Source organism: Kribbella sp. NBC_00889 (assembly GCF_045207705.1).
GTDB lineage: Bacteria > Actinomycetota > Actinomycetes > Propionibacteriales > Kribbellaceae > Kribbella.
The window spans coordinates 8025826-8050296 of the sequence record NZ_CP108783.1 but is presented as its reverse complement, the minus strand read 5'-3'; the positions used below and the strand labels follow the sequence as shown (position 1 = coordinate 8050296).

At 69.1% G+C, this 24471-nt stretch carries 26 protein-coding genes; 8 read left to right on the top strand and 18 right to left on the bottom strand.

All coding sequences use genetic code 11. From position 1 onward, the window contains the following. The first annotated feature begins 72 nt into the window (after nt 1–72). Nucleotides 73–372 carry a hypothetical protein gene (locus tag OG817_RS39575; RefSeq protein WP_406050083.1) on the top strand — a complete coding sequence of 100 codons (300 nt, stop codon included), beginning with the start codon at nt 73–75 and terminating at the stop codon, nt 370–372. A gap of 195 nt (nt 373–567) precedes the next feature. Here OG817_RS39575 and OG817_RS39570 read toward each other — a convergent pair whose 3' ends face one another. From OG817_RS39570 to dnaK, 5 genes are all read right to left on the bottom strand, one after another. Then, the gene (locus OG817_RS39570) at nt 568–1104 is read right to left on the bottom strand and encodes a GNAT family N-acetyltransferase (RefSeq protein WP_396392932.1); all 537 of its coding nucleotides are present in this window, start codon (nt 1102–1104) and stop codon (nt 568–570) included. Between the two features lie 292 nt (nt 1105–1396). Then, complete coding sequence (locus tag OG817_RS39565) at nt 1397–1852, bottom strand: heat shock protein transcriptional repressor HspR (protein ID WP_131363688.1); 456 nt, start codon at nt 1850–1852, stop codon at nt 1397–1399. Next, nucleotides 1852–3021 (bottom strand): molecular chaperone DnaJ, encoded by a 1170-nt coding sequence (gene dnaJ, locus OG817_RS39560; RefSeq protein WP_396392933.1) that lies wholly within the window; start codon nt 3019–3021, stop codon nt 1852–1854. The genes OG817_RS39565 and dnaJ overlap by 1 nt, the downstream gene beginning before the upstream one ends. 27 nt (nt 3022–3048) lie before the next feature. Next, nucleotides 3049–3756, bottom strand: a complete 708-nt coding sequence (gene grpE / locus OG817_RS39555; protein WP_406050082.1) for a nucleotide exchange factor GrpE — start codon at nt 3754–3756, stop codon at nt 3049–3051. After that, the gene (gene dnaK, locus OG817_RS39550) at nt 3753–5621 is read right to left on the bottom strand and encodes a molecular chaperone DnaK (RefSeq protein ID WP_406050081.1); all 1869 of its coding nucleotides are present in this window, start codon (nt 5619–5621) and stop codon (nt 3753–3755) included. The genes grpE and dnaK overlap by 4 nt, the downstream gene beginning before the upstream one ends. Nucleotides 5622–5903: 282 nt before the next feature. On the opposite strand from dnaK, the gene OG817_RS39545 reads away from it, so the two are divergent. Then, nucleotides 5904–6368, top strand: coding sequence for a GNAT family N-acetyltransferase (locus OG817_RS39545; protein ID WP_131363682.1), 465 nt, complete (start codon nt 5904–5906; stop codon nt 6366–6368). On the opposite strand, the gene OG817_RS39540 is transcribed toward OG817_RS39545, so the two are convergent. Next, nucleotides 6369–6761: a phosphoribosyltransferase family protein gene (locus OG817_RS39540; protein ID WP_406050079.1), complete on the bottom strand. Its 393-nt coding sequence runs from the start codon at nt 6759–6761 to the stop codon at nt 6369–6371. A gap of 345 nt (nt 6762–7106) precedes the next feature. Here OG817_RS39540 and OG817_RS39535 point away from each other — a divergent pair, with 345 nt between their 5' ends. Further along, nucleotides 7107–7982: a DUF559 domain-containing protein gene (locus tag OG817_RS39535; RefSeq protein ID WP_406050078.1), complete on the top strand. Its 876-nt coding sequence runs from the start codon at nt 7107–7109 to the stop codon at nt 7980–7982. Between the two features lie 61 nt (nt 7983–8043). Here the strand turns inward: OG817_RS39535 and hutI are convergent, their stop codons facing one another. The 9 genes from hutI to hutH all read right to left on the bottom strand — a co-directional run bounded on the left by hutI (nt 8044) and on the right by hutH (nt 18408). After that, nucleotides 8044–9207, bottom strand: coding sequence for an imidazolonepropionase (gene hutI, locus OG817_RS39530; protein ID WP_406050077.1), 1164 nt, complete (start codon nt 9205–9207; stop codon nt 8044–8046). Beyond that, complete coding sequence (locus tag OG817_RS39525; protein ID WP_406050075.1) at nt 9204–10514, bottom strand: formimidoylglutamate deiminase; 1311 nt, start codon at nt 10512–10514, stop codon at nt 9204–9206. The genes hutI and OG817_RS39525 overlap by 4 nt, the downstream gene beginning before the upstream one ends. Beyond that, nucleotides 10511–11704 (bottom strand): allantoate amidohydrolase, encoded by a 1194-nt coding sequence (locus OG817_RS39520; RefSeq protein ID WP_406057615.1) that lies wholly within the window; start codon nt 11702–11704, stop codon nt 10511–10513. The genes OG817_RS39525 and OG817_RS39520 overlap by 4 nt, the downstream gene beginning before the upstream one ends. Continuing rightward, on the bottom strand, nt 11701–12630 hold the full coding sequence (locus OG817_RS39515; protein WP_406050074.1) for an ABC transporter substrate-binding protein: 930 nt from the start codon (nt 12628–12630) through the stop codon (nt 11701–11703). Before OG817_RS39515 ends, OG817_RS39520 begins: the two co-directional genes overlap by 4 nt. Before the next feature lie 99 nt (nt 12631–12729). Then, nucleotides 12730–13380 carry an ABC transporter permease gene (locus OG817_RS39510; RefSeq protein WP_396392941.1) on the bottom strand — a complete coding sequence of 217 codons (651 nt, stop codon included), beginning with the start codon at nt 13378–13380 and terminating at the stop codon, nt 12730–12732. Between the two features lies 1 nt (nt 13381). Next, entirely contained in the window at nt 13382–14038 is a 657-nt protein-coding gene (locus OG817_RS39505; RefSeq protein WP_396392942.1) for an ABC transporter permease, read from the bottom strand. After that, nucleotides 14035–15039, bottom strand: a complete 1005-nt coding sequence (locus OG817_RS39500; protein ID WP_406050073.1) for an ABC transporter ATP-binding protein — start codon at nt 15037–15039, stop codon at nt 14035–14037. The genes OG817_RS39505 and OG817_RS39500 overlap by 4 nt, the downstream gene beginning before the upstream one ends. 149 nt (nt 15040–15188) lie before the next feature. After that, nucleotides 15189–16844, bottom strand: coding sequence for a urocanate hydratase (gene hutU, locus OG817_RS39495; RefSeq protein ID WP_396392944.1), 1656 nt, complete (start codon nt 16842–16844; stop codon nt 15189–15191). Between the two features lie 16 nt (nt 16845–16860). Continuing rightward, nucleotides 16861–18408, bottom strand: a complete 1548-nt coding sequence (gene hutH / locus OG817_RS39490; RefSeq protein ID WP_406050072.1) for a histidine ammonia-lyase — start codon at nt 18406–18408, stop codon at nt 16861–16863. Nucleotides 18409–18521: 113 nt separating this feature from the next. Between hutH and OG817_RS39485 the strand changes: the two genes are divergently transcribed. The 5 genes from OG817_RS39485 to OG817_RS39465 all read left to right on the top strand — a co-directional run bounded on the left by OG817_RS39485 (nt 18522) and on the right by OG817_RS39465 (nt 21534). Continuing rightward, the gene (locus OG817_RS39485) at nt 18522–19418 is read left to right on the top strand and encodes a GNAT family N-acetyltransferase (RefSeq protein ID WP_406050070.1); all 897 of its coding nucleotides are present in this window, start codon (nt 18522–18524) and stop codon (nt 19416–19418) included. Next, nucleotides 19415–19609, top strand: a complete 195-nt coding sequence (locus tag OG817_RS39480) for a hypothetical protein (RefSeq protein WP_396392947.1) — start codon at nt 19415–19417, stop codon at nt 19607–19609. The genes OG817_RS39485 and OG817_RS39480 overlap by 4 nt, the downstream gene beginning before the upstream one ends. Before the next feature lie 24 nt (nt 19610–19633). Beyond that, the gene (locus OG817_RS39475; protein ID WP_406050068.1) at nt 19634–20392 is read left to right on the top strand and encodes an IclR family transcriptional regulator; all 759 of its coding nucleotides are present in this window, start codon (nt 19634–19636) and stop codon (nt 20390–20392) included. Nucleotides 20393–20509: 117 nt separating this feature from the next. Continuing rightward, the gene (locus tag OG817_RS39470; RefSeq protein WP_406050067.1) at nt 20510–21277 is read left to right on the top strand and encodes a hypothetical protein; all 768 of its coding nucleotides are present in this window, start codon (nt 20510–20512) and stop codon (nt 21275–21277) included. Continuing rightward, complete coding sequence (locus OG817_RS39465; RefSeq protein WP_406057613.1) at nt 21274–21534, top strand: SGNH/GDSL hydrolase family protein; 261 nt, start codon at nt 21274–21276, stop codon at nt 21532–21534. The genes OG817_RS39470 and OG817_RS39465 overlap by 4 nt, the downstream gene beginning before the upstream one ends. On the opposite strand, the gene OG817_RS39460 is transcribed toward OG817_RS39465, so the two are convergent. The 3 genes from OG817_RS39460 to OG817_RS39450 form a co-directional block, all read right to left on the bottom strand. Continuing rightward, nucleotides 21531–22952, bottom strand: coding sequence for an aromatic amino acid lyase (locus OG817_RS39460; RefSeq protein WP_406050066.1), 1422 nt, complete (start codon nt 22950–22952; stop codon nt 21531–21533). The genes OG817_RS39465 and OG817_RS39460 overlap by 4 nt on opposite strands. A 117-nt stretch (nt 22953–23069) precedes the next feature. Further along, entirely contained in the window at nt 23070–23318 is a 249-nt protein-coding gene (locus tag OG817_RS39455; protein ID WP_360449994.1) for a type B 50S ribosomal protein L31, read from the bottom strand. After that, complete coding sequence (locus OG817_RS39450; protein WP_406050065.1) at nt 23315–24418, bottom strand: CobW family GTP-binding protein; 1104 nt, start codon at nt 24416–24418, stop codon at nt 23315–23317. The genes OG817_RS39455 and OG817_RS39450 overlap by 4 nt, the downstream gene beginning before the upstream one ends. Nucleotides 24419–24471 lie beyond the last annotated feature (53 nt).

The window sequence follows — 24471 nt, the reverse complement described above, 5'->3', positions numbered from 1 at the left end:
GACCATTGCGCTCCACCGTCAGCACTGTGCCACCGACGTCGATGTCACCTGGCCTCCGCACTGTGGGCCGATGTGCCGGCTGACAGCGCCGACTACAAGATCACGATGGACACCGCACGGGAGCACGAGTTCCGGCTGTACTCGACCCGGGTGCAGTCCGAGTGGACGTTCCGCTCGCAGGGCAGTGAGGACGAGGTCATGCCGCTCGTCCTGGCCGACCTGGATGTGCCGACCGCGGATCCGCTCAGCAGGGTGCCGTCCGGAAAGCCCACTGAGATCCGACTCGGTCTGAGACACCAGGCCGGTTCCCAGACGGCGAAGTTCAGGACCGTTCAGCTGGAGCTGTCGTACGACGGTCAGCAGTGGACCTGACTGCCGTTGAAGCAGACCGGTTCGGCCCAGTACACAACGACCGTCACAGCCAAGCAGTCACCGTCGTTCCGCATCACGGCTGTTGATGCTAAAGGCAACAAACTTGTGCAGGAGATCACCACGGCCTACGGCCTGAAGTAGTGCGAATGAGGGTGGCTCGCGGCCACCCCCATTCATCGCTGCCAGGCTACTGGTTCACTTGCCGAACTCGGCCGCGCGGATGCGGTACACCTGGAGCGTCAGGTCGTAGTACTTGTCGGTCTCGCCGACCCACACCATCCCGAGCCGGGCGGCGGTCGCGATGGCGCGCTTGTTGTTCGGGCGGGCGACGGCGAACAGTTCGTCGGTCGAGCCGTCCTTGAACGCCCACCGCATCAACGCGCGACTGGCCTCGGTCGCGTACCCGTTGCCCCAGGCACTCGGCCGCAACTGCCAGCCGATCTCGAGATCCTCCTCGTACGGCGGCAGCAGCCGGATCAGCAGGCCACCGACGACCTCGCCGTCGTCGCGGCGGGTGATCGCCCACCGGCCGGCCGGTGGGACGAAGTTCGGCTGGGCCTCGATCCAGGCCTGCAGGATCATGCGCATGGTGGCCACGTCGGTCACCTTGTCGATGGCCGGCGACAGCCAGGGCGCCACATCGGGCGAGCCGTAGATCTCGAGCGCGGCGTCGGCGTCGTCTTCTTCCCAGTCCCGGATCAGCAGCCGGTCCGTCTGCAGGCTCAGCGTCACCCCGCCAGGGTATGCCGCCGGGCCAAGGGAAACGAGGGTCGCGGGTGACCGGCAGATGAACGCGAGCAGCCCCCGGACCAGCCGGGGGCTGCTGCTGCGATCGAGCCGCAGGGCGGTCCTGGATCGGACCACCCTGCGGGGGCCGAAGGGTGCGGGGGGAGCACACCTTCGGCGGTGGAGGCGTCGGGGGGACGACGGCCTCCACGGACCGGAGGCTCCGAGGGGGGAGTCGGAACACCTCCGGTGGTCGGAGGGGGTCAGCGGCTGACCCTTGGCCGGGTGGCGGCGCCGGTCAGCGCGGTCCCAGCTCGAGCGGCTGGGTCCGGATCCATCGGGTGGTGGTCTGCTGCCGGCCCATGGCGATCACGTCGCCGGCCGGGCCGGCCGAGAAGACCCGGCTGCTGCTGCTCTGCCGGGACACACCCACACCCCGCTGGACTTCTGCCAGTAGCTGGTTGACCCGCTTGCGCAGGTCCTCCACTTCGGACTGTAGCGCGAGAATGTGCCGAATTCCCGCCAGGTTGACGCCCTCTTCCTGGGACAGATGCTGCACGTAGCGCAGCTTCGCCACGTCGTACGCCGAGTACCGCCGCCCGCGGCCGGACGCCCGGCTCGGCGTGACCAAGCCGAGCCGGTCGTACTGGCGCAGGGTCTGCGGGTGCATGCCGGCCAGTTGGGCCGCCACCGAGATCACATAGATCGGGGTGCGGTCGTCCCAGGTCGGCACCTGGCTGAACGGGAGGCCCATCAGGAACTCCCGAACAGCCCGGCCCGCAGGTCAGGGTGTTCCGAGGCCGAGTTGAACTCCTGCAGCTTGGCGCGCTGCTCCTCGGTCAGTTCGTGCGGCACCTGTACCTCGATGGTGAGCAGCAGGTCGCCCTTCGTACCGTCCCGCCGGACCGAGCCCTTGCCACGGACGCGCAGCTTGCTGCCGTTCGCCGTACCAGCAGGGATCCGGACCGTGACGGGCATACCGTCCAGGGTCGGCACCTTGATCTCGGCACCCAGTGCCGCCTCGGTGAAGCTCACCGGGACGTTCAGCGTCAGGTGCTCGCCCTGGCGGCCGAAGATCCGGTGGGTGTGCACGTGCACGGTGACGTAGAGGTCGCCCGCGGGGCCACCTCGCTCGCCGGCCGCGCCCTTGCCCTTCAGCCGGATCCGCTGACCGTCCTGCACGCCCGCCGGGATGCGGACCTGCATGGTCTTGCTCGACTGGCCGCGGCCGGAACCGTGGCAGGTCTCGCACGGCTGGTCGACGACCAGGCCGCGGCCCTTGCACTCGGTGCACGGCTCGGTCATGGCGAACACGCCGCCCTGGACCGAGGTCTGCATGCCCGTGCCTTCGCACTTCAGGCAGACCTTCGGCACCGTGCCGTACTTCGCGCCGGTACCGCGGCAGGTCTTGCACGGCTCGTCACTGGTCATCCGCAACGCCACGGTGACACCGTTCACGGCCTCGGCGAACTCGATCGACGCCTCGGTCTCGATGTCGGCACCGCGCCGCGGCCGCGCCGTCGACGAGGTGGTCGTGGTCCGGCCGCCACCGCCGAACATGCCGCCCAGGATGTCGCCGAGGCCACCACCGCTGCCTCCGCTGCCGCCGCGGTTGAACAGGTCGCCGACGTCGAAGTTGAACCCGCCGCCCTGTCCGCTGCCACTCGGCATCCGGAAGCCGCCGCTGCCGAACAGCCGGCGTGCCTCGTCGTACTCCTTGCGCTTCTTCGGGTCGCCGACGACGTCGTACGCCTCGGAGACCTCCTTGAACTTGGCCTCGGCGCTGGCGTCCCCGGCGTTGGAGTCGGGGTGGTACTTGCGCGCCAGTTTGCGGTAGGCCTTCTTGATCTCATCGGCCTCGGCGGTCTTGGAGACGCCGAGAACCTTGTAGAAGTCCTTCTCGAGCCAGTCCTTCGTGCTCATCCGACGCCTCCCCTCCAGCCGTGTCGCCTACTCCGCGGACTTGTCCGCGGCCTGGTCGTCATCTGAACTCTCCACCGGTACGCCGTCCTGCGCGGCGTCACCAGGTAGTTGCTCGGTCGGTTCCGAGACGGCCACCCGGGCCGCCCGCAGGACCCGCTCCCCGAGGCGGTAACCCGGCTGCATGACCATCGTCGCGGTCGGGCCGTCCACCTCGTCGGAGTAGTTGTGCAGCAGGGCCTCGTGGATGCGCGGGTCGAAGGTGTCACCCTTCTCGCCGAACCGCACCAGGCCGAGCTTCTCGGTGACCCGCTCCAGCGACTCCGAGACCGCTTTGAACGCGCCCTCGAGTTCGCCGGCCTCGCGGGCCCGGCCGATGTCGTCCAGGATCCCGAGCAGCTCGGTCAGCACCGTGCCGATGACGAGCTCGCGGCTCGCCTCCCGGTCCCGGTCCACCCGGCGTTTGTAGTTCACGTACTCGGCCTGCAGTCGCTGCAGGTCCGCCGTACGCTCGGCGAGCGCCTCGGTCAACAGAGCCTCCTGGGCAGACGGGCCGATCAAGTCCGAGGGATCCCGCGGCGGCTGTGCGCCCGGGGTGCCCGGCATACCCGGCTGGGGGCCCGGTGCGGGAGCCTCGGAAGGCTCCCGCAGCGCGCCGGTGTCCGGGTCGATCCGGCGCTTGTCCCGGACGACGGGCTCGCCGTCGCCGAACTCGCTGCCAGTCGGTCGATCCGTCACTTGTCCTCCGTCTTGTCCTGCGGCCGGTCCTCGTCCACGATCTCGGCGTCGACGACGTCGTCGTCGTTGCTGCTGCTGTTCGCCGAGTCGTCCGCCGTCGCGCTCTCCTCGGAGCTGCCGCCGGCAGCCTGGGCGTTCGCGTACATCGCGGCACCCATCTTCTGGCTGGACTGGGCGAGCTTCTCCGACGCGGCCTTGATCGCGTCGGCGTCCTCACCCTCGAGGGCCTTCTTCAGCTCGGCGACGCCGTCCTTGACCTCGGTCTTGACGTCGTCGGGGACCTTGTCCTCGTTCTCGGACAGGAACTTCTCGGTCTGGTAGACCAGACCCTCGGCCTGGTTACGGCTCTCCACCGCCTCGCGGCGCTGGCGGTCCTCCTCGGCGTACTGCTCGGCGTCGCGGACCATCTTGTCGATGTCGTCCTTCGGCAGCGCGGAACCGCCGGTGACGGTCATCCGCTGCTCCTTGCCGGTGGCCAGGTCCTTGGCGTTGACGTGCACGATGCCGTTCGCGTCGATGTCGAAGGTGACCTCGATCTGCGGCACGTTGCGCGGCGCCGGCGGCAGGCCGGTCAGCTCGAAGTTGCCGAGCGACTTGTTGTCGCGCGCCATCTCCCGCTCGCCCTGGTAGACCTGGATCATCACCGACGGCTGGTTGTCCTCGGCCGTGGTGAAGATCTCCGAGCCCTTGGTCGGGATCGTGGTGTTGCGCTCGATGATCTTGGTGAACACGCCACCCTTGGTCTCGATACCCAGGCTCAGCGGGGTCACGTCGAGCAGCAGGACGTCCTTGACCTCACCCTTCAGCACACCGGCCTGCAGGGAGGCGCCGACGGCCACGACCTCGTCCGGGTTCACACCCTTGTTCGGGTCCTTGCCACCGGTCAGCTCCTTGACCAGGTCGGCCACCGCGGGCATCCGGGTCGAACCGCCGACCAGGATCACGTGGTCGATCTTCGACACGTCGATGCCGGCGTCCTTGATGACGGCCTTGAACGGGGCGCGGGCGCGCTCCAGCAGGTCGTTGCTCATCTTCTGGAACTCGGCCCGGGAGAGCTTCTCCTCCAGGTGCAGCGGGCCCGACTCGGTCAGGCTCAGGTACGGCAGGTGGATGGTGGTCTCGGCCGCGGCGGACAGCTCGATCTTGGCCTTCTCGGCGGCCTCGGTGAGGCGCTGCATGGCCATCTTGTCGCCGGACAGGTCGGTGCCGTTCTTGTTCTTGAACTGGGTCACCAGCCACTGGACGATGCGGGCGTCCCAGTCGTCACCACCGAGGTGGTTGTCACCGCTGGTCGCCTTCACCTCGAAGACGCCGTCGCCGATCTCCAGCAGCGACACGTCGAACGTGCCACCACCGAGGTCGAAGACCAGGATGGTCTGCTCGGTGCCCTTGTCGAGGCCGTAGGCCAGCGCGGCCGCGGTCGGCTCGTTGACGATCCGGTGCACCTTCAGACCGGCGATCTCGCCGGCCTCCTTGGTCGCCTGGCGCTGCGCGTCGGAGAAGTACGCCGGCACGGTGATGACCGCGTCGGTGACCTGCTCCCCGAGGTACGCCTCGGCGTCCCGCTTCAGCTTCTGCAGCACGAACGCGCTGATCTGCTGCGGGGTGAACTTCTTGCCGTCGATGTTCACGCTCCAGTCCTCGCCCATGTGGCGCTTGACGGAGCGGATGGTGCGGTCGACGTTCGTGGTGGCCTGGCGCTTCGCCACCTCGCCGACCAGGACCTCGCCGTTCTTGGCGAAAGCCACCACCGAGGGCGTCGTGCGCGCTCCCTCGGCGTTGGGGATGACGGTGGGCTCGCCACCTTCCAGTACGGCGATGACGGAGTTCGTCGTACCGAGATCGATACCGACCGCGCGGGCCATGTGCTTACCTCCACACTGAGTGAGTCCGGGGGACGACCCCCGCAACCCCCGGAAACTTGAGTGATGCAGACTCAATGTTGCCGTTCGACCGCCTCGGATTCAAATCCGTGACTGAACAAACTTGAGTACACCTGGCTCAACATTGCACAACCCGTGGGTCATTCCCAAGATGGGCCCCGATTTTCCGGGTCACGGCCAGGGACGGGCCAGGGTGGACCCGAACTGACCCCTGCCGTGGACAAGGCTTTCCGTGGGAGGGTGTTCACCGTGAAGCTCCGCCCGATGACAACCGCTGACGACGCCGCGGTGCTTGCTTTGAATGCCACCGCGGAAGGGTTGGTCGAGCCGCTCGGACCTGCCCGGCTGGACTGGCTCCGCCTGATCGCCGCTCATGCTGTCGTGGTCGAGGAGGACAGCCGCCCGGTCGGCTTCGTCCTCACCTTCACGCCGGGGTCCGCGTACGACGGTCTCGAGTTCGAGTGGTTCGCCGCGACGTACGCGGACCGGTTCCTGCTGGTCGAGCGGATCGTGGTCGCCGAGGAGCGCCGCCGCCGCGGGATCGGTACGGCGGTCTACCGCGCGATCGAGCGGGCAGCGAAGCCGTTCGACCGGGTTGTCGCCCGCGTCCGCTCCGACCCACCCGACCCGGCCGGCCTCGGCTTCCACGCCTCGCGTGGGTACACCGAGGTGGGCAAGCAGCGCCTGCCCACCGGTGCCACCATGGCGCTCATGGCCAAAGACCTCTGATCACAGCGCCCGGACGTTGAGCAGCGCCCGCAGTGGAAGGTCGTGGCGCAACCTGGCATCGGTGAGGCCATCGACGATGCAGGCCGCACCGATCCACTGCGCGCCGCTGTCCTCCACCAACTGGCGGGCAGTGACCGCGGTTGCCCCCGTATCCGCCCAGTCGTCGACCAGAAGCACTCGGTCACCAGCCCGGACCAAGTCCCGCCGGAAGCCGAACACGACGTGGCGGTCGCGGTAGTCCGGTGCCGTCGTCCGCTGCACCCATCGATCGCTGTCGGTCGCCGGCGCAGCGTTCTTCCGCATCTCCACGAACCCGACCCCAAGAGCCGCCGCCGTCAACGCGCCAACCAATGCACCACGCGAAACCGGCCCCACCACGACCGTTGGCGTCACGTCGTACAGGCTCCCCAACGCAGGCCCAAGCTCCCGCAACAACCCGGCATCCCGCCACCACCCAGTGACGTCTGCGTAGCTACTTCACACGCCCCGATCCGTCTGCCACCGGAACGCCGACCGCAACCGCAACCCCAGCTCCCTGTCCATCCCCCCAGGGTGACGGCTGCCGCTTTGGCGCGCATCTGATTTGCGGACCGCCACCACTCAGTAAGTCGGCCGACGCGTCCAGTTGTACGCTCAGCGCTGGCGGGATCAGGCAATATAGGGCGCCTTGGTGAGTGTGGGCGGTCCGCCTGTGGACAACCCAGGCCTCCGCGCGCCGCAGCCCACCATCATGGAGTCGTGGCAGATGTGGCCGAGGTGCTCGGCAGACGCGGTGGGAGTTCGACCTTCGCCGATCTACGCGCCCTCGTGTCCGCACGGGCCATCCGGGATGCGTTGGCTGCAGGACAGATCCGCCGCGTCGCGAAAGCTGTCTACGCTCTGCCGGAGGCGCCACCCGCCTTGACGGCCGCACGCAGCCACGGAGGCGTCGTGTCTCATCTGAGTGCGGCGGAGTACTGGGGCTTCGGGGTGATCAACTTGCCACCACTGCCGCATGTCACCCTGCCTCCGGGCCGGGTCCGACGTCGGACAGGACTCCCGTGCATCTTGCATTGGGCAGACGTAGCTGCCTTGGACGACACGACGACTCCCGTCCGGACCGTTCTCGACTGCATCCGCGCCTTGCCGCTGGCCGAGGCACTCGCGGTAGCAGACTCTGCCCTACGTGCCGGCGGCGTCGACCAGGACGAGATCCTGGATGCGGCGGCGAAGCTCCGCGGACCACATCGGTGCCGGGTCCAGCAGGTCGTCGCTCTCGCCGACGGGCGTGCGGAGTCTGTGCTGGAGTCAGCGCTACGCGCCTTGCTGATCCAAGCTGGGATTGACGGCTTCGTCCCCCAACTGGTGGTTCAGGACGATGAGTTCTCGGCGCGGCTCGACCTCGCGCATCCCGGTCTGCGGATCGGCCTGGAGGCCGACGGGTTCGAACATCACGGCACTCGCCGGGCGCTGGTCAGGGATTGCCGCAGGCACGTGAACCTGGCCGTCCGAGGTTGGCGGATCCTTCGCTTCAGCTGGGAGGACGTGATGTACGACGGCGAATGGGTGGTGGGCGCCGTCGAGCGGGCGAGCGGACACCCGCCACTCACCAAGCGCGGACTCCGCGCAGCTTGAACGCGGATCCGAGCGTGCCGCCTCTGTCGCCGGAGCAGTTGGTGAGTGGGGGCGGTCCGGCTCAGACCGGCCGGCCAGCCGCGAAGGTGCGTGATACGAGGGGGACGGCGGGGCGGTAGGAGAGGTGTAGGTGGGTGGGGGCGTCGAGGACGGTGAGGTCGGCTTGGGCGCCTGGGGTGAGGTGGCCTATGTCGGTGCGGCGGAGGGACGCGGCGCCGCCGGCGGTGGCGGACCAGAGGGCTTCTTCGGGAGTCATCTGCATCTCGCGGACCGCGAGGGCGATGCAGAAGGGCATCGAAGAGGAGTAGCCCGAGCCTGGGTTGCAGTCGGTCGCGAGGGCGACGGTGACTCCGGCGTCGATGAGGCGGCGGGCATTCGGGTACGGCGACCGCGTGGAGAACTCGATCGCGGGGAGGAGCCCGGCGACGACACCACTGGACGCGAGGGCGTCGACGTCCGCGTCGGTGAGGTAGGTGCAGTGGTCAGCCGCGGCAGCGCCGACCGAGCAGGCCAGCTGGACACCGGGGCCCTCGCCGAGCTGATTCGCATGCACTCGGGCTCCCAGACCGCGAGCCAGGCCGGCCTCGAGGATCGCCCGGCCCTGGTCCTCGTCGAACGCGCCGCGCTCCACGAACACATCGATCCATCTGGCATGTCCGGCGGCCGCCTCGAGCATCGGCCCGGTCACCAGCGAGACATAGCCCGCCGGGTCGTCGGCGTACTCGGCCGGTACGACGTGCGCGCCCAGGTACGTCGTCTCGTCCGTGAACTGGCCCGCGATCTCCAGCGCCCGCGCCTCGTCCGCGACGGTCAGCCCGTACCCGGACTTGATCTCGACCGTCGTGGTCCCCTGCCGCCGCATCTCGGCGACCAGCCGGGCGACGTTCGCCGTCAGCTGCTCATCGGTCGCCTGCCGGGTCGCCGCGACCGTCGTCCGGATCCCGCCGGCGGAGTACGGCGTACCTGTCATGCGGGCGGCGAACTCCTCGGCCCGGTCACCGGCGAACACCAGATGCGCATGCGAGTCGACGAACCCCGGGATCACCGCGCGCCCGCCAACGTCGATCGCGCCGTCCGCGGCCGGCGCCTCCCGCCGCGACCCGACCCACGCGATCGTGCTGCCCTCGATCACCAGCGCGGCATCCCGGACCTCGCCGAGCAAGCCACCCCGGGCAGGATCGTTGGTCACCAACGAACCGATGCCCGTCAGCAGCAGCGAGGTCATTCCGTCACCGCCGCGATCGAGGTGGTCAGCTCGGCCGCCACGTCGATCGTCATGTGCTTGCCTCCAACAACTACACGCCGGCCGCCGGTGATCACGTCGGTCACGTCCGCGGCCGAGGCCGCGAAGACCGCCGTCTCCACGGTCCCTCCGGTGCCCGCCGTACGGGCGCTGTCCAGCCGTACGGCGACCAGGTCGGCGCGCGCACCCACCTCGATCACGCCGGCGTCGGCGAACCCGAGTGACCGGTGACCATCGGTCGTCGCGGCCTTCAGCAGCTCCGACGCGGACCAATGGCCGCGCTCCCGGGAGGCGAGCCGTTCGTCGAGCTCCACCGCGCGCATCTCCTCGAACAGATCGATCACCGCATGGCTGTCCGACCCGAGCGTCAACGGCGACCCGGCATCGCGCAGTGCCACAGACGGGCCGATGCCGTCGGCCAGGTCCCGCTCGGTGGTCGGGCAGAAGCAGGAGTACGTCGCCGAGCTGCCGAGCAGGCCGACGTCGACATCAGTCAGGTGCGTCGCATGGACAGCACTCGTCCGCCCACTGAGGAACCCGGCTTCGTCGAGCACCTGCGCCGGCGTCCGGCCGTACGCGTCCAGGCAGGCGGCGTTCTCCCCCACCTGCTCGGACAGATGAATATGGAGTGGTACGTCGGGGAACGCCGAGGCGACCGCGCCGAGTTGCTCCTGCGGCACACCACGGACGGAGTGGGCGGCCGCGCCGATCACGACGTCGTCGGATCCGGCGAGTAACGAGACGCGGGCAGCCCAGCTCGCGGCGTCGCCGTCGCTGAAGCGCTCCTGGACCGAGTTCAGCGGCTGGTCGATCCCACCGGCGATGTAGCACGTGTCCAGCAGGGTGATGCGCATGCCGACGTCGCGGGCCGCCGCGATCAGCGCCGTACCCATAGCGTTCAGATCGTCGTACCGGCGGCCGCCAGGGGCGTGGTGCAGGTAATGGAACTCGCCGACGGCGGTGATGCCGGCGAGCAGCATCTCGCCGTACACGGCGCGGGCGAGGGCGTAGTACGACTCCGGGGTCAGCATCGACGCGACGGCGTACATCTGCTCGCGCCACGTCCAGAACGTCCCGCGCTCGGTTTGCGTCCGGCCGCGCAGCGCACGGTGGAAGGCGTGGCTGTGGCAGTTCGCGAGGCCTGGTAGGACGAGGCCGTCGAGCCTGGTCGCGTCGCCCGGGTCCGCGCCGGCCTCGACCGACGAGAAGCGTCCGTCGGCGATGGTCACCAGCACCTTGTCGGCGATGCCGCCCGGGAGCAACGCGCGTGCGCACCAGTACGACGTCACTTCGCGAGGTCCCTCAGTACGGCGGCCAGGGCCTCGACGCCGGCCAGACAGTCGTCCTCTTCCGCGTACTCGGCCGGGGAGTGCGAGATGCCGGTCGGGTTCCGCACGAACAGCATCGCGGTCGGGATCCCGGCGGCCGAGAACACGCCGGCGTCGTGGCCGGCGCCGGTTGGGAGCACGGGCGCTCCGTTCAGTACGTCGACCAGGCGGTCGCGGAGGCCGGCTGGGAAGTCCACGATGGGTGAGACGGACTCGGGTGTGACGGTGAGCGTCGTACCATCCCGCTCCGCGCGTTCGGTAGCCTGCTTGGTGATTGCTGCGAGCAACGAGTTCAGGGTTGCGTCGTCTGCTGCGCGGGCGTCGAGCCAGGCGGTCACCTGGGACGGTACGGCGTTCGTGCCGTTGGGCTCGACGGAGACCCGGCCGAAGGTGGCGCGGGCACCGGCGAGGCGGGCCTGCTTGTTCGCGGCGAGCGCGGTCATGGCGTAGGTGAGCATCGGGTCGTGCCGGTCCTGCATCAGCGTCGTACCGGCATGGTTGGCCTCGCCGCTGAACGTGAACCGGTAGCGGCCGTGCGGCCAGATCGAGCTGGCTACACCGACCGGCGCGGTCAGTCCGCGGCCCTGCTCGACGTGCAGCTCGATGAACGTGCCCATCCGGTCGAGGAACGCCGATGGTCCGACCCCAGCCGGATCCGTCCCCGCCGCCTCCAATGCCTGCGCGAGAGTCACGCCGCTGCGGTCCTTCAGTCCCAGCGCCTTCTCGGCAGGCAACACCCCAGCCGCTACCCGAGACCCCAGACAAGGCATCCCGAACCGCGACCCCTCCTCCTCGACGAACGCCCCCACCCCGATCGGCACCGACGGCGTGAACCCGTCCTTCCTCAACAGATCCACAGCCGCCAGCGCCGACACCACCCCCAAAGGCCCATCGAAGGCCCCACCATCAATCACCGAATCCAAGTGGCTCCCGGTCACGATGCCTGGCTGGCCGGAAGGACCCCACCAGGCGATGAGGTTGCCTACGCCGTCGGATTCGAGGGTGAGGTTGCGGGCGGCGCACTGGTCCCGGAACCAGTGCGTCGCCGTGCGTTCGGTGGGGGTCCAGCCGCCTCGGTGGTACCCGCCCGTGGACGGGTCCTTGCCGATGGCGGCCAGCGCCGCCCACATCTGTTCGAAGCTCAAGGTCAGGTCAGCGGGTTCTGCGCCAGCCAGTCCTTCGCGACCGCGTCCGCGCTCTCCTTGCCGACGTCGATCCGCTTGACCAGTTCGGTCAGGGAGTCGGTGGTGAGCTTGGCCGAGACCGCGTTCAGCGTGGCCGCGACGTCGTCGGACTTGTGGTCGGTCCGGATCAGCGGAACGACGTTGTTCGGCGGCAGGATGTTCTCCGGGTCCTCGAGCTGGACCAGTCCCTTCTCCTTGATCACCGACTGCGTGGTGAACAGGTTGGTCAGCTGGATCTTGTTGTCCAGCAGCGCCTTCTGGCTCAGCGGGCCACCGGCGTCCAGCGGCAGGTACTGCTTGAACTCGACGCCGTACTTCTCCTTCAGGCCCTTCAGACCCGCGTCACGGACCTTGAACTCCGAGCTACCGCCCGCGACCATCTCCTTGCCGACCGGCTTCAGGTCGGCCAGCGACTTCAGGGAGTACTTGTCCGCGGTCGCCTTGGTGACCACGATGGTGTCCTCGTCGGTGGCCGGGGACTTGTCCAGCACCTCCAGACCCGGGGTGACCGCCTTCTTGAGCGCGTCGTACGCCCCGTCCTCGGTGGTCTCGGTGGAGTTCTTGTCGAAGTACGCCAGCGCGGCGCCGGTGTACTCCGGCACCAGGTCGACGGAACCGTCCTTGATCGCGGCCATGTAGGTCTCGCGGTTGCCGATGTTCGGCTTCTTCTTGACCTCGATGCCCTTGGCGGCCAGCGCCTGGCCGTAGATCTCGGCCAGCAGCTGGCTCTCGGAGAAGTCGGCGGAGCCGACGGTGATGCTGCTCACCTTGGACGGCGCGGGCGAGGACCCCGCGTCGTTGTCGCCGAGCTGGTCGCCCCCACCCCCACAACCGGCCAGGCCAAGCACCGCCACCCCGGCGATCGCAGTACGGATGAGTGTGGATCTCAACACGAGAGCCTCCAGTGTCTCGTCAGCCACCGGCAGGTGCCGGTGGATGTTTCGATGGGGCGGTTCATCAGATTCGTCCAGTTCATCAGATACGTCGGACAGTCAGTCGGCCTTGAGGCCGTCGGACACGGCGACCCGGCCGATCAGTGCGAAGAGCGCGTCGATGGCGATGGCGAGCAGGGCCACCAGCAGCGCACCGGTGAACATCTGCGGGAAGTCGCGGAGCTTCAGCCCGTCGACCACGTAGCGGCCGAGACCGCCGAGCGCCACCAGCGCGGCGATCGTGGCCGTGGACACGATCTGCAGGGCGGCGCCGCGCAGACCGGAGATGATCAGCGGCATCGCGATCGGGATCTCCACCTTGGTCAGGATCTCGCGACCGGTCATACCCATCCCCCGGGCGGCGTCGATCGTGGCCGGATCGACACCGGACAGACCGGCGTACGTCGAGGCCAGGATCGGCGGTACGCCGAGCGCCACCAGGGCGATCAGCACCGGCACGAAGCCGATCTGGTCGGTGATCAGGACCGCGAGCATCAGCAGGCCGAGGCTCGGCAGCGCGCGGGCGGCGTTGCCGAGGTTGATCGCGAGGAACGCGCCCCTGCGAGTGTGCCCGATCCGCAGCCCGATCGGTAACGCGATCACCGCGGAGATCCCGAGCGCAGCAAAGGTGTACCAGAGGTGCTCCAGAATCCGCGCCCATATACCTTCGTTCCCGGACCAGTTGTAGGCGTCGGTCAGGTAGTCCCACATGTCAGCCCACCTCCACCGGAGTGGCGGTGATGTGTGCCCACGGCGTCAGCAGCCGTTGCGAGGTGACCAGAACCACATCGGCCACCAGGGCCAGCAGCAGCGAGAGGACCACGCCGACGACGACCGGGGTCAGGAAGTCCTTCTGGAACCCCAGGGTGAACAGCTCACCCAGGCCACCGATGCCGATCACCGCACCGATGCTGACCATCGAGATGTTCGCGACGGTGACGACGCGCAGCCCGGCGAAGATCACCGGTACGGCGATCGGCAGGTCGATCGCCATCAGCCGGTGCAGCGGGCTGTACCCGACCGCGACCGCCGACTGTCTGACCTCGACCGGCACGGAGCGGAGTCCGTCGATCACGTTCCGGATCAGCAGTGAGACCGTGTAGATGGTCAGCGCGATGATGATGTTGACCGTGGACAGCACCTTGGTCCCGAGGATCGCCGGGATCACGATGAACAGCGCGATCGACGGCAGTGAGTACAACACGCCGCCGAAGGCGATGAGCGGGTTCGCCAGCCAGTTGAACCGGACCGCGATGTAGCCCAGCGGCACCGAGATCAGCAGCCCGAGGATCACCGGGACGATCGACAGGTAGATGTGCTCGCGCAACTGTTCCCAGATCAGCCCGAGGTTGTCGCCGATCCAGGTCATGGGCGTAGGGCCTCTGCGACGATCGCCTGGTCGACGACACCGATCGCGCGGCCGGCGTCGTCCACGCAGACGCCGTAGCCCGACGGCGAGGTGAGGACGGCGTCGAGGGCCGCGCGCAGCGAGTCACCGCGGGTGAACACGGCACCGAGCGGCTGCATCTCGTCCGCGGTCTCGATCCGCCAGCCGACCGGCACGTCGTCGTCGTCCAGGATCAGGTCGGACGGCACCGGCTTCAGCGGCAGGTCGTCAGGGTGCACGAAGGTCAGGGCGCGGTAACCACGGTCCTGCCCGACGAATCCCCGGACGAAGTCGTCGACCGGGTTGGCCAGCAACTCGGCCGGCGGCGCGAACTGGGCGAGCTTGCCGCCGGTGCGCAGTACCGCGACGTTGTCGCCGAGCTTGATCGCCTCGTCGATGTCGTGGGTGACGAACACGATGGTCTTACCGATGTCGCGTTGCAGCCGGAGCAGTTCCTCCTGCAGCTGGTTGCGCACGATCGGGTCGACGGCGCTGAACGGCTCGTCCATCAGCATGATCGCCGGGTCGGCCGCGAGTGCGCGGGCAACGCCGACTCGTTGCTGCTGGCCACCGGACAGCTGGCTCGGATACCGCTCGGCCAGCTTGAGGTCGAGGCCGACGCGCTCCAGCAACTCCATCGCGGTGGCGCGGGTCTTGCGTTTGTCCCAGCCGAGCAGCTTCGGCACGGTGGCGACGTTGTCCACCACCGTCTTGTGCGGGAACAGTCCGGCGTGCTGGATCACGTAACCGATGCCGCGCCGCAGTGTTACGGCGTCCTTGCTGTTGATGTCCTCACCGTCGATCGAGATGCGCCCACCGGTGCGCTCGATCGTGCGGTTGATCATCCGCAACGACGTGGTCTTGCCGCAGCCCGAAGGCCCGACGAACACGGTGATCTGACCGCTCGGGATCCGCAGGGACAGGTTGTCGACGGCCACGGTGCCGTCCGGATACCGCTTGGTGACGTCCTCGAACTCGATCATGGCGCCCCTTCGCGCTCGTCGTCGGTCGCCCGAAAGACCCTAGCGGAACCGGAGACCGAAACCACGCGGCCGACCGGTTTCCGGTTCCCCGGGAAAGTGCACCATAACGGTAGAGAATGCCATGGTCGCACGCTGTCACATGATCCGGCTCAGGACTCCTGCATCGGAACCCTGACGCCTTGCTCGGCCGCGACCTCCGCGGCCTTGTCGTAGCCCGCGTCCACGTGCCGGATGACACCCATCGCGGGGTCGTTGGAGAGGACCCGTTCCAGCTTCTGCCGGGCCAGGTCGGTGCCGTCGGCAACCGATACCTGGCCGGCGTGGATGGACCGGCCGATGCCGACGCCGCCGCCGTGGTGGATCGACACCCAGGACGCGCCGCTGGCCACGTTCACCATTGCGTTCAGCAACGGCCAGTCCGCGATCGCGTCCGAGCCGTCGAGCATTCCTTCGGTCTCGCGGTACGGCGAGGCCACACTGCCGGTGTCCAGGTGGTCCCGGCCGATGACGATCGGGGCCTCGAGTTCACCCGAGGCGACCATGTCGTTGAACCGGACGCCGGCCTTGTCCCGCTCGCCCTGGCCGAGCCAGCAGATCCGGGCCGGCAGACCCTGGAACGCGACCCGCTCGCCGGCCATCTTGATCCAGCGGGTCAGGTGCTCGTTGTCTCCGAACAGATCGAGGATGGCTGCGTCGGTCTTCGCGATGTCGGCCGGGTTGCCCGACAGCGCCGCCCACCGGAACGGGCCCTTCCCCTCGCAGAACAACGGCCGGATGTACGCCGGCACGAAGCCGGGGAACTCGAACGCCCGGGAGAACCCGGCCTTGCGGGCCTCGTCGCGGATCGAGTTGCCGTAGTCGAAGACTTCGGCCCCCGCGTCCTGGAAGCCCACCATCGCGGCGACGTGCCGCGCCATCGAGGCCTGCGCGCGCTCGGTGAAGCCGGCCGGGTCCTTCTCCCGGGCGGCGGACCAGTCGTCGAAGTCGATCCCCACCGGCAGGTACATCAACGGGTCGTGCGCCGAGGTCTGGTCGGTGACGATGTCGATCGGCGCGCCCAGCTCGAGCAACTCCGGCACGATCACCGCGGCGTTGCCCAGGACACCGATCGACAGCGGCCGGCGGGCCTTCTTGGCTTCCTCGGCGAGCCGCAGCGCGTCCTCGAGCGAGTCGGCGCGAACGTCGAGGTACCGGTGCTCGATCCGGCGGTCGATCCGGGAGGAGTCGACGTCGATGCAGATCGCCACACCGTCGTTCATCGTCACGGCCAGCGGCTGCGCGCCGCCCATGCCACCGAGGCCGGCGGTCAGCGTGATGGTGCCGGCCAGCGTGCCGCCGAACTTCTTCGCCGCGACCGCGGCGAACGTCTCGTACGTGCCCTGCAGGATCCCCTGGGTGCCGATGTAGATCCACGACCCGGCCGTCATCTGGCCGTACATGGTCAGCCCCAGTGCCTCGAGCCGGCGGAACTCCTCCCAGGTCGCCCAGTCGCCGACCAGGTTCGAGTTCGCGATCAGTACCCGCGGCGCCCACTCGTGCGTCTGCAGTACGCCGACCGGCCGGCCGGACTGCACCAGCATCGTCTCGTCGTCCTTCAGCGTGGTCAGCGTCCGGACCATCGCGTCGAACGAGTTCCAGTCCCGGGCCGCCTTGCCGGAACCGCCGTACACGACCAGCTCGTCGGGGTGCTCGGCGACCTCGGGATCGAGGTTGTTCTGCAGCATCCGCAGCGCGGCCTCCTGCTGCCAGCCGCGGGCGGTCAGGGTGGTGCCGCGGGGCGCGCGCACAGGACGGGGTCCGGACATGGGTGATCCAGCCTTTCTATGACAGGGGGCCGGTGACGGCCTCGACTGCGGACAAATAGGTGCCGTCGGCAACAAGACGGACGGAGTGCTCGAGTTCGGGAGCCAGATGGCGGTCGGTGCCCGGCCCCTCGACGTACTCACGCAGGGCGTCCCGGACGGCGGCGGTGGCCGGAGCCGGGGTCAGCGGTGCGCGCAGGTCGAGCGCCCGCGCGCCGGTCAGGATCTCGATCGCAAGGACCCGCTGCAGCCCGTCGATCGCCTTGCGCAGCTTGCGCGCGGCCGACCATCCCATCGAGACGTGGTCCTCCTGCATCGCACTGCTCGGGATCGAGTCCACGCTGGCCGGTACGGCGAGCCGCTTCAGCTCGGACACGATCGCGGCCTGCGTGTACTGCGCGATCATGTGGCCGCTGTCGACACCGGGATCGTCGGCCAGGAAGGCGTTCAGGCCATGGTTGCGCGCAACATCGAGGAAGCGATCGGTACGGCGCTCGCTGATGCCGGCCACGTCCGCCACGGCGATCGCGAGGAAGTCGAGCACGTACCCCACCGGGGCGCCGTGGAAGTTGCCGTTCGACTCGACCCGGCCGTCGGGCAGGACGACCGGGTTGTCGATCGCGGCGGCGAGCTCGCGGCCGGCGACCGTGGCCGCGTGGTCGGCGGTGTCCCGGGCCGCGCCGTGCACCTGCGGCGAACACCGCAGTGAGTAGGCATCCTGAACCCGGTTGCAGTCCGGGCCGCGATGGCTGGCCACGATGGCGCTGCCGGCGAGGATCACTCGCAGGTTGGCGGCGGCGAAGGCCTGGCCGGGGTGCGGTCGCAGCGCCTGCAGGTCCTCGGCGAACACCCGGTCGGTGCCGAGTTGCCCCTCGACGCTCATCGCGGCGGCGATGTCCGCGGTCTTGAACAGGCGGTCGAGGTCGGCCAGCGCGAGCACCAGCATGCCGAGCATGCCGTCGGTGCCGTTGATCAGCGCGAGGCCTTCCTTCTCTGCCAGCACAACCGGTGTGAGTCCGTGCGCCGCCAGCGCCTCGCCCGCTGGAAGAAGGTTGCCCTCGGCATCACGAACCGGGCCTTCGCCCATCACCGCGAGCGCGACGTGGGACAGCGGCGCGAGATCACCGGAGCAGCCAAGACTGCCGTACTCGTAGACCACCGGAGTCAGGTGTGCGTTGAGGAGGCCGGCGTACGCCTGGGCGGTCTCGACCTTCACGCCGGTGCGGCCGGTGGCGAGGGTGGACAGGCGCAGCAGAGCGAGCGCCCGGACGACCTCGGTCTCGACCTCGGGTCCGGAGCCGGCCGCGTGCGACCGGACCAGGCTGCGCTGCAACTGTGCCCGCAACTCGGGCGCGATGTGCCGGGTCGCGAGCGCCCCGAAGCCGGTCGAGACTCCGTAGTGCGGAGTGTCCGCGTGGGCCAGAGCCTCGATCGCCGCACGCGACTTCGCGATCTCTTCCAGCGCCTGCTCGTCGATCCGTACCCGCGCGCCGTACCGCGCCACCGCGACCACGTCGGCGGGAGCCAGCGGTCCGATGCCGACGATCACCTCGGCTGTGTTCTTCACCTCGTTCACCTGCTCATTGCACCGCGCGGCACCCGGAACCGACAGCAGCGCCGTGCACTTTCTGTCTCGAATCTCAGACATCCATGGACCCCGCGTCCCACTAGAGTCAAGGAATGGTGTTCGAGATCCGGACGGCGGGGCCGGAGGATGCGGTAGGAATCGCCCGGGTCTGGGCCGTTGTGATGCCGCAACTGGTGATGACGCCCCGCGGTGTCGAGGCCGGGCTACGCAACAGCTCGACCAGGGTCGTGCTCATCGCCGTCGACGGACCGGACGTGGTCGGCTACGGGAATGTGTACCTCCCCGGTCCTGAGCAGGAGAAACCGCGAGTCCGGATCACGGTGCACGTGCCGCCGGAGCATCGCCGGCAGGGCATCGGTTCCGCGATGGCCGACGCGATCGGCGCCGAGGCGGCGCGCGTCGGTGCCGGGTCCCTGCTGATCGTGGTCAGCGACGACGACGCGTCGAAGGCGTTCGCGACCAAGCGCGGTTTCGTCATCGGTCGCCGGATGAGCGGTTCCAGCGCCGAACTGAGCGCCGTACCCGAGCCGTTGCCTGCGCCCGACGGTTTGCGGGTCGTCGACTACGACCAGGTGGACCCGCGGCAGATCTGGCTCGCCTCGACCGCCGTCGCCGATGGTGACCCCAGCGGCTTGTCGGACTCACCGGCGTACGACGAATGGCTGGCGGCGCAATGGGATCACCCGGACCTGCGACGCGACCTGAGTGTCGCGGTGCTGGACGGCGACACCGTCCTGTCCTTCGTGACCACCACCGCGGACCCCGGGCGGCGGGTGATCTGGTCGAACCTGACCGGCACGATCCCGGCCGCGCGTGGACGTGGGCTGGCGAAGGTGGTGAAGTCGACGGCGCTGGTGCGAGCCCGGGATGCGGGGTTCGTCACCGCGCACACCGGGAACGACGCGGGCAACGCGCCGATGCTCGCCGTGAACGAGTGGCTCGGCTACCGGGTGACGGGTGCCTCGTGGACCGCGGAGAAGGCGCTGTGAACCGGCCGATCATCTCGCTGTCGTTCTTCGCCGTACTGTCGGTCGGCGTCGGGATCATGCTGTCCGGGGCCGACGAGGACATCGACTGGGCGATCACCGGCGGACTGTTCGCGCTCGCGGTCGCCGGCGAGGCAGTGCGGTTCTGGCTGAAGCGGAGCCGCGCCAAGAAGCACCAATCGTCCGGAATCTGAGACCAGGGCGGCTACGCTGCCGTTGTGAGCGGCAACGTTCCCGCCTCGACCCGCACTCTGCGGGTGCTGACGTTCCTGGCCACCCAGCCCGGTCCGGTGCCGATGGAGCGCATCGCCTCCGCGGTCGGCCTGCCGCGCTCGTCGACGTACCACTTGCTGCGGGCAATGATCGACGAAGGCTTCGTGACGCACCTCCCGGAGGAGAAGCGGTACGGGCTCGGCGTCGCGGCGTTCGAGATCGGATCGGCGTACCTCCGCCACGATCCGCTCGAGCGGCTGGCGCGTCCGCTCCTGATCCAGCTCGTCGCCGAGGTCGGCCAGACCGCGCACCTCGGCGTGCTGCACGGGCGCGAGCTCGTCTACCTGCTGAAAGAACAGCCGCCTCGTCCGGTCACCCTTGTCACGGACGTCGGCGTACGCCTCCCAGCCACCCTCACCGCCTCCGGCCGCGCTCTGCTCGCCGAGCTCCCGCCGGCCCAGGTCCGCGCACTCTTCCCCAACCCCGAGAGCTTCGTCCGCCGGACCGACCACGGCCCGCAGACGCTGACCCAGCTGCGCCGGCTCCTCGCGGATGAGAAACGCCAGGGCTACGCGGTCGAGGACTCCTTCATCACCCCCGGCGTCGCCTCCGTGGCCAGCGCCGCCGTCGACCACGCCGGCCACCCAGCCGCCGCCATCAGCGTCACCTTCCGCACCGACGCCGTACCCCCCTCCGAACGCCACCTCCTGGCCCACCGAGTCCGCCAGGCAGCCACAGCCCTGACCCGCCGCCTCCACGGCTGATTTCCCCGTCCAGCGCAGCGGTTCGACCGTTCGCCGATGACCGGTTGCTCCCCGACGGTGACTGCGGGTGAGATCGAAGGGAACACCTCACGTATCCGCCCAGACGAAGGTGGTCTCATGCGTCGCGTCAAGCAGTTGGTTGTTGCGGTGGCTCTGATTGTTGTTGCGGTTAGTCCTACGGCTTCGGCCGGGGCGCCCGCGGACTGGGTTGGGAGTTGGTCGGTCGCTGTGACTCCGCCCGGTACGTCGGGGATGTCGGCGACCGGGGTCACGGACACGACGCTGCGGCAGGTGGCGCATGTGTCGGTCGGGGGCTCGGATCTGCGGCTGCGGTTGTCGAACGTCTACGGAACGTCTCCACTCGTTGTCGGCAAGGCGACCGTCACGCCGCGGGCCGACGACCTCGCCGGTACGCCGACGGTCGAGCCGAGCACGCTGGTCCCGGTGCTGTTCGGCGGCCGCGCGTCGGTCACGATCCCGGTCGGCGCGGAGTGGGTGTCCGATCCGGTGCACGTCGTCGTACCGGAGGACAGGGATCTGGTGATCAGCACCTACTTCCCGGGCCCGACTGGCCCGCTCACGCAGCATCCGGCCGGGTTCGCGACCGGCTTCTCCGCGACCGGTGACCAGACCGCCGGCGACGGATCGCAGTACCAGGCGATTCCAGGCGCGGCGCGCTACATCATCGAGGGCGTCGACGTGAAGAGCCAGGTGCGTGGCTCGGTGGTGCTGTTCGGCGACTCGATCACCGACGGCGTGGTGTCGCCTGTCGACCAGAACCTGCGGTACCCGGACCAGCTGGCCGACCGGCTGCTGGCCCAGCCGGTGTCCCGCGAACTCGGCGTCCTGAATGCCGGTATCAGCGGGCGCATCAGGCCGGTCTGAAGGCGATCGGCGCGACGCTGACGCCGTACGAAGGTGCGGGGTACTACTCGCCCGAAGGTGAGGCGGATCGGCAGGCGCTGAACACCTGGATCCGGACGTCAGGTGAGTACGACGGCGTGGTCGACTTCGACAAGGCGGTGCGCGACCCCGCGGCGCCGACAAAGATGCTGCCGGCGTACGACGTCGGCGACCACCTGCACCCGAACGCCGACGGCTTCAAGGCGATGGCCGCCGCGTTCAACCTGATGCAGCTCTAGCCGGACTCGGCGGGATGCTCGACCTGGCGATCGCCCCACTGCGTCATCAGACCGCGGGCGATCTCCAGGTCCTCCCGCAGCGACCGGTCGGTCAGATCGGGCGGCAGCGCGGCGAACGCGTCCGCCAGCCACGGCCCGACCGCCGCCGGGGCGAGGTCGTCAGGTGTCAGCCCGGCCAGCCGGATCGCCCGCACCGCGGTGACGAGTTCGCAGGCCAGCACTTCCCGGAGCGCGTCGAGAAGCTGAGCACTCAGTACGGCGGCCTGTGGCGCGAAGCTCGCGTGATGCTCGGCTCCACGGGACAAGGTCGCCGTACCGAGAGTCGCCGGCTGCGCCGCGGACCGGACCCCGGCCAGCGCGTCGTGGGCGACGTACTCGATCATCATCACGCCTGAGCTCGCCTCCGCACCGCTGGCGAGGAACCGGCTCAGGCCGGTGTACTCCGGGTCGACGAGGTTCGCGACGCGCGACGTGGACAGGGTGGCGACGCTGTGCAGGCTGAGCCGGAGCGAGTCGAGGGCAAGGGCGATCGGCATCGCGTGCCAGTTGCCGTTGTGCAGCACGGTGTCCTCGGCCACCAGCGGGTTCTCGGCGGACGCGTTGATGTCGATCCGCAAGCTATTGCCTAGGGCATCTACATGGTCGACGGCCGGGCCGAGCACCTGCGCGAAGGCGCGCAGGCCGAAGGGGTCCTGGATCCGGGCCGACGGGATCGGCAGGCCGTCCAGCAGCCCGCGCATCCGCCGGGCCACGCGCACCTGACCGGGTTGCGGGCGGGCCTCGTGCACGCGGACGTCGTACACCTCGGCGTTGCCCCGGAGCGCGACATGCGACAGCGCTCCGACCAGGGGTACGACGTTGATCAGCGTGCAGGCCTCGACGTACGCGAGACAGCACTCGGCCAAAGTGATCGCGTTGCTGGACAGCAGGGGCAGCGCGCTGGTGCCGTCGATGACCTCGCCGAGTGCGAGCCCGAGTTCGGCCAGCGGCCCGAGATCCCCGGTGCCGATCGCACCGCCGCGATGCAGATCCGGCAACTCACCATCGTTGAGCAGGGCAACGATCGCGTCGGCGACGTCCGGATCGAGCCCGGACCCACCGGCCGCCAACTGGTTGATCCGGATCAGCAGTCCGAGCCGGACCACGTCCTGGGGGTACGACGTCGTACCGGTGGTGGAATGGGATCCGAGCAACCGGGCGCCGTGCTCGGGGTCCGTGGTCAGCACGTCCCGGTTGGCGCCGACCCCGGTGGTCCGCCCATACACCGGCCGCCACCGGGCGACCTCGACAACGGCCGCCGCGGACTCACTCATCCGCTTCCGGGCGTCGTCGCTCAACCGCACGGCCGTCCGGCGCTGCGCGAGCGCGACGGCCTCCAGCGGCGTCAGCCCAGCACCCGAGAGCTCCACCGGTTCCACAGCCCCAGTCTGGGACCTGACCGCTGGATTCAGCGTGCCGCTGACGGCGCTTTCTGTCTCGTATTCGAGACAAAAGCCCGCCGCCTCAACGAGGCGACGGGCTGGAAAAGACCAGAGTTACTTCTTCTGGCCGTAGCGCTGCCTGAACTTCTCCACCCGGCCCTGGGTGTCCATCACGCGCTGCTGGCCCGTGTAGAACGGGTGCGTCGCGGACGAGATCTCGACGTCGACCACCGGGTAGGTGTTGCCGTCGTGCCACTCGACCGTCTCGTTGCTCTCGCGCGTCGACCCGGTGAGGAAGCTGAAGTTGCCGGACTTGTCCCGGAAGACGACCCGGCGGTAGTCGGGGTGGATGTCTTTCTTCATGCTGCCGCACTTCCTTCCAGATAAGGGGCGAACGGATCGGTCAAGGGGTGGACCGGTTCATCCGCACGAAGGAGACAACCATCCAGGCGCTCCCGTAATTCCCGGACGTCCAGACCGATGCCGGTGAAGGACAGGTACGACGCCCGGTCGCCGTGCTCGGGGTGCCACTCGAGGGCCGAGCGGGCTTGATGGTGCTGCCCGACCGTGGACCACCGGTCGGCCGGCAGATCGGCCAGCCACGGACCCAGTACCCCGATCGCGATGTTCGTGCCGAAACTGTCCCAGCTGAGCCGGTGGCGGTGCTGGGTCGCGATCCACACCGTCCCCCGGCCGCGCGCCGTACCGGCGACCAGATCCTCCAGGGCGTCGTACAGCCGCTCGGGGTGGAACGGCCGGTCCGACTGCCAGACGAGGGTCTGCACCGGCCCACCCTCCAGCGGCGCACTGATCGCACCGGGCTCCGTCGATGTCGCCGCGTCCGGATCATGCAGGCGTAGGCCGAGCAGCCCGGCCGGTGTGGTCCGGATGAGTAGCCGAGGGTTGACAGCCTGTACGAGCGCTCGAGCCGTCTCGTCATCGCCACTCAGTACGGCGGCGTCCGCGTGCTCCAACTGACGCACGATCACCTCGGCGATCGCCCGGCCGTCCTCGGCGGCGGTCGGGATGCCGCGCTCCTGGATCAACTGCTCCCCGGTCAGGTCGCCGACCGCACCGGCCGCGTCGATCGTCGTGATGATCGACACCGTGAGCAGCTCCCCGGCCGCGTCCCGAGCGATCTCAGCGGCCAGCGCCTTGGTGTCCCCGGCGCCCGGGACGGACACGATCGCGACGTCGTACCGCTCGACCGCGGCGATGCTGACCAGCAGCGGGACGAGCGAGTCGCGCATCGCGCAGGACACGCACGGGTGATCCATCCTGATCACCTCGCGGTCGATGACTCCGTCCGCGGTCCGCGCGATCCGGACGACCGACCCACCGGCCAGGCCGCTGACGTCGTACTCGACCAGCACACCGGGCCGGCCCGCGGCGGCCAGCAGATTGCCGGCCACGGCGGCCCGGAACGGCTCGTCGATGCCCGTCAGCAGCGTCACCGGAATCATTCAGCGTCCCGTCTTGTTGAAAACGACAACCAGCCCAAATTATCCTGAGCTGC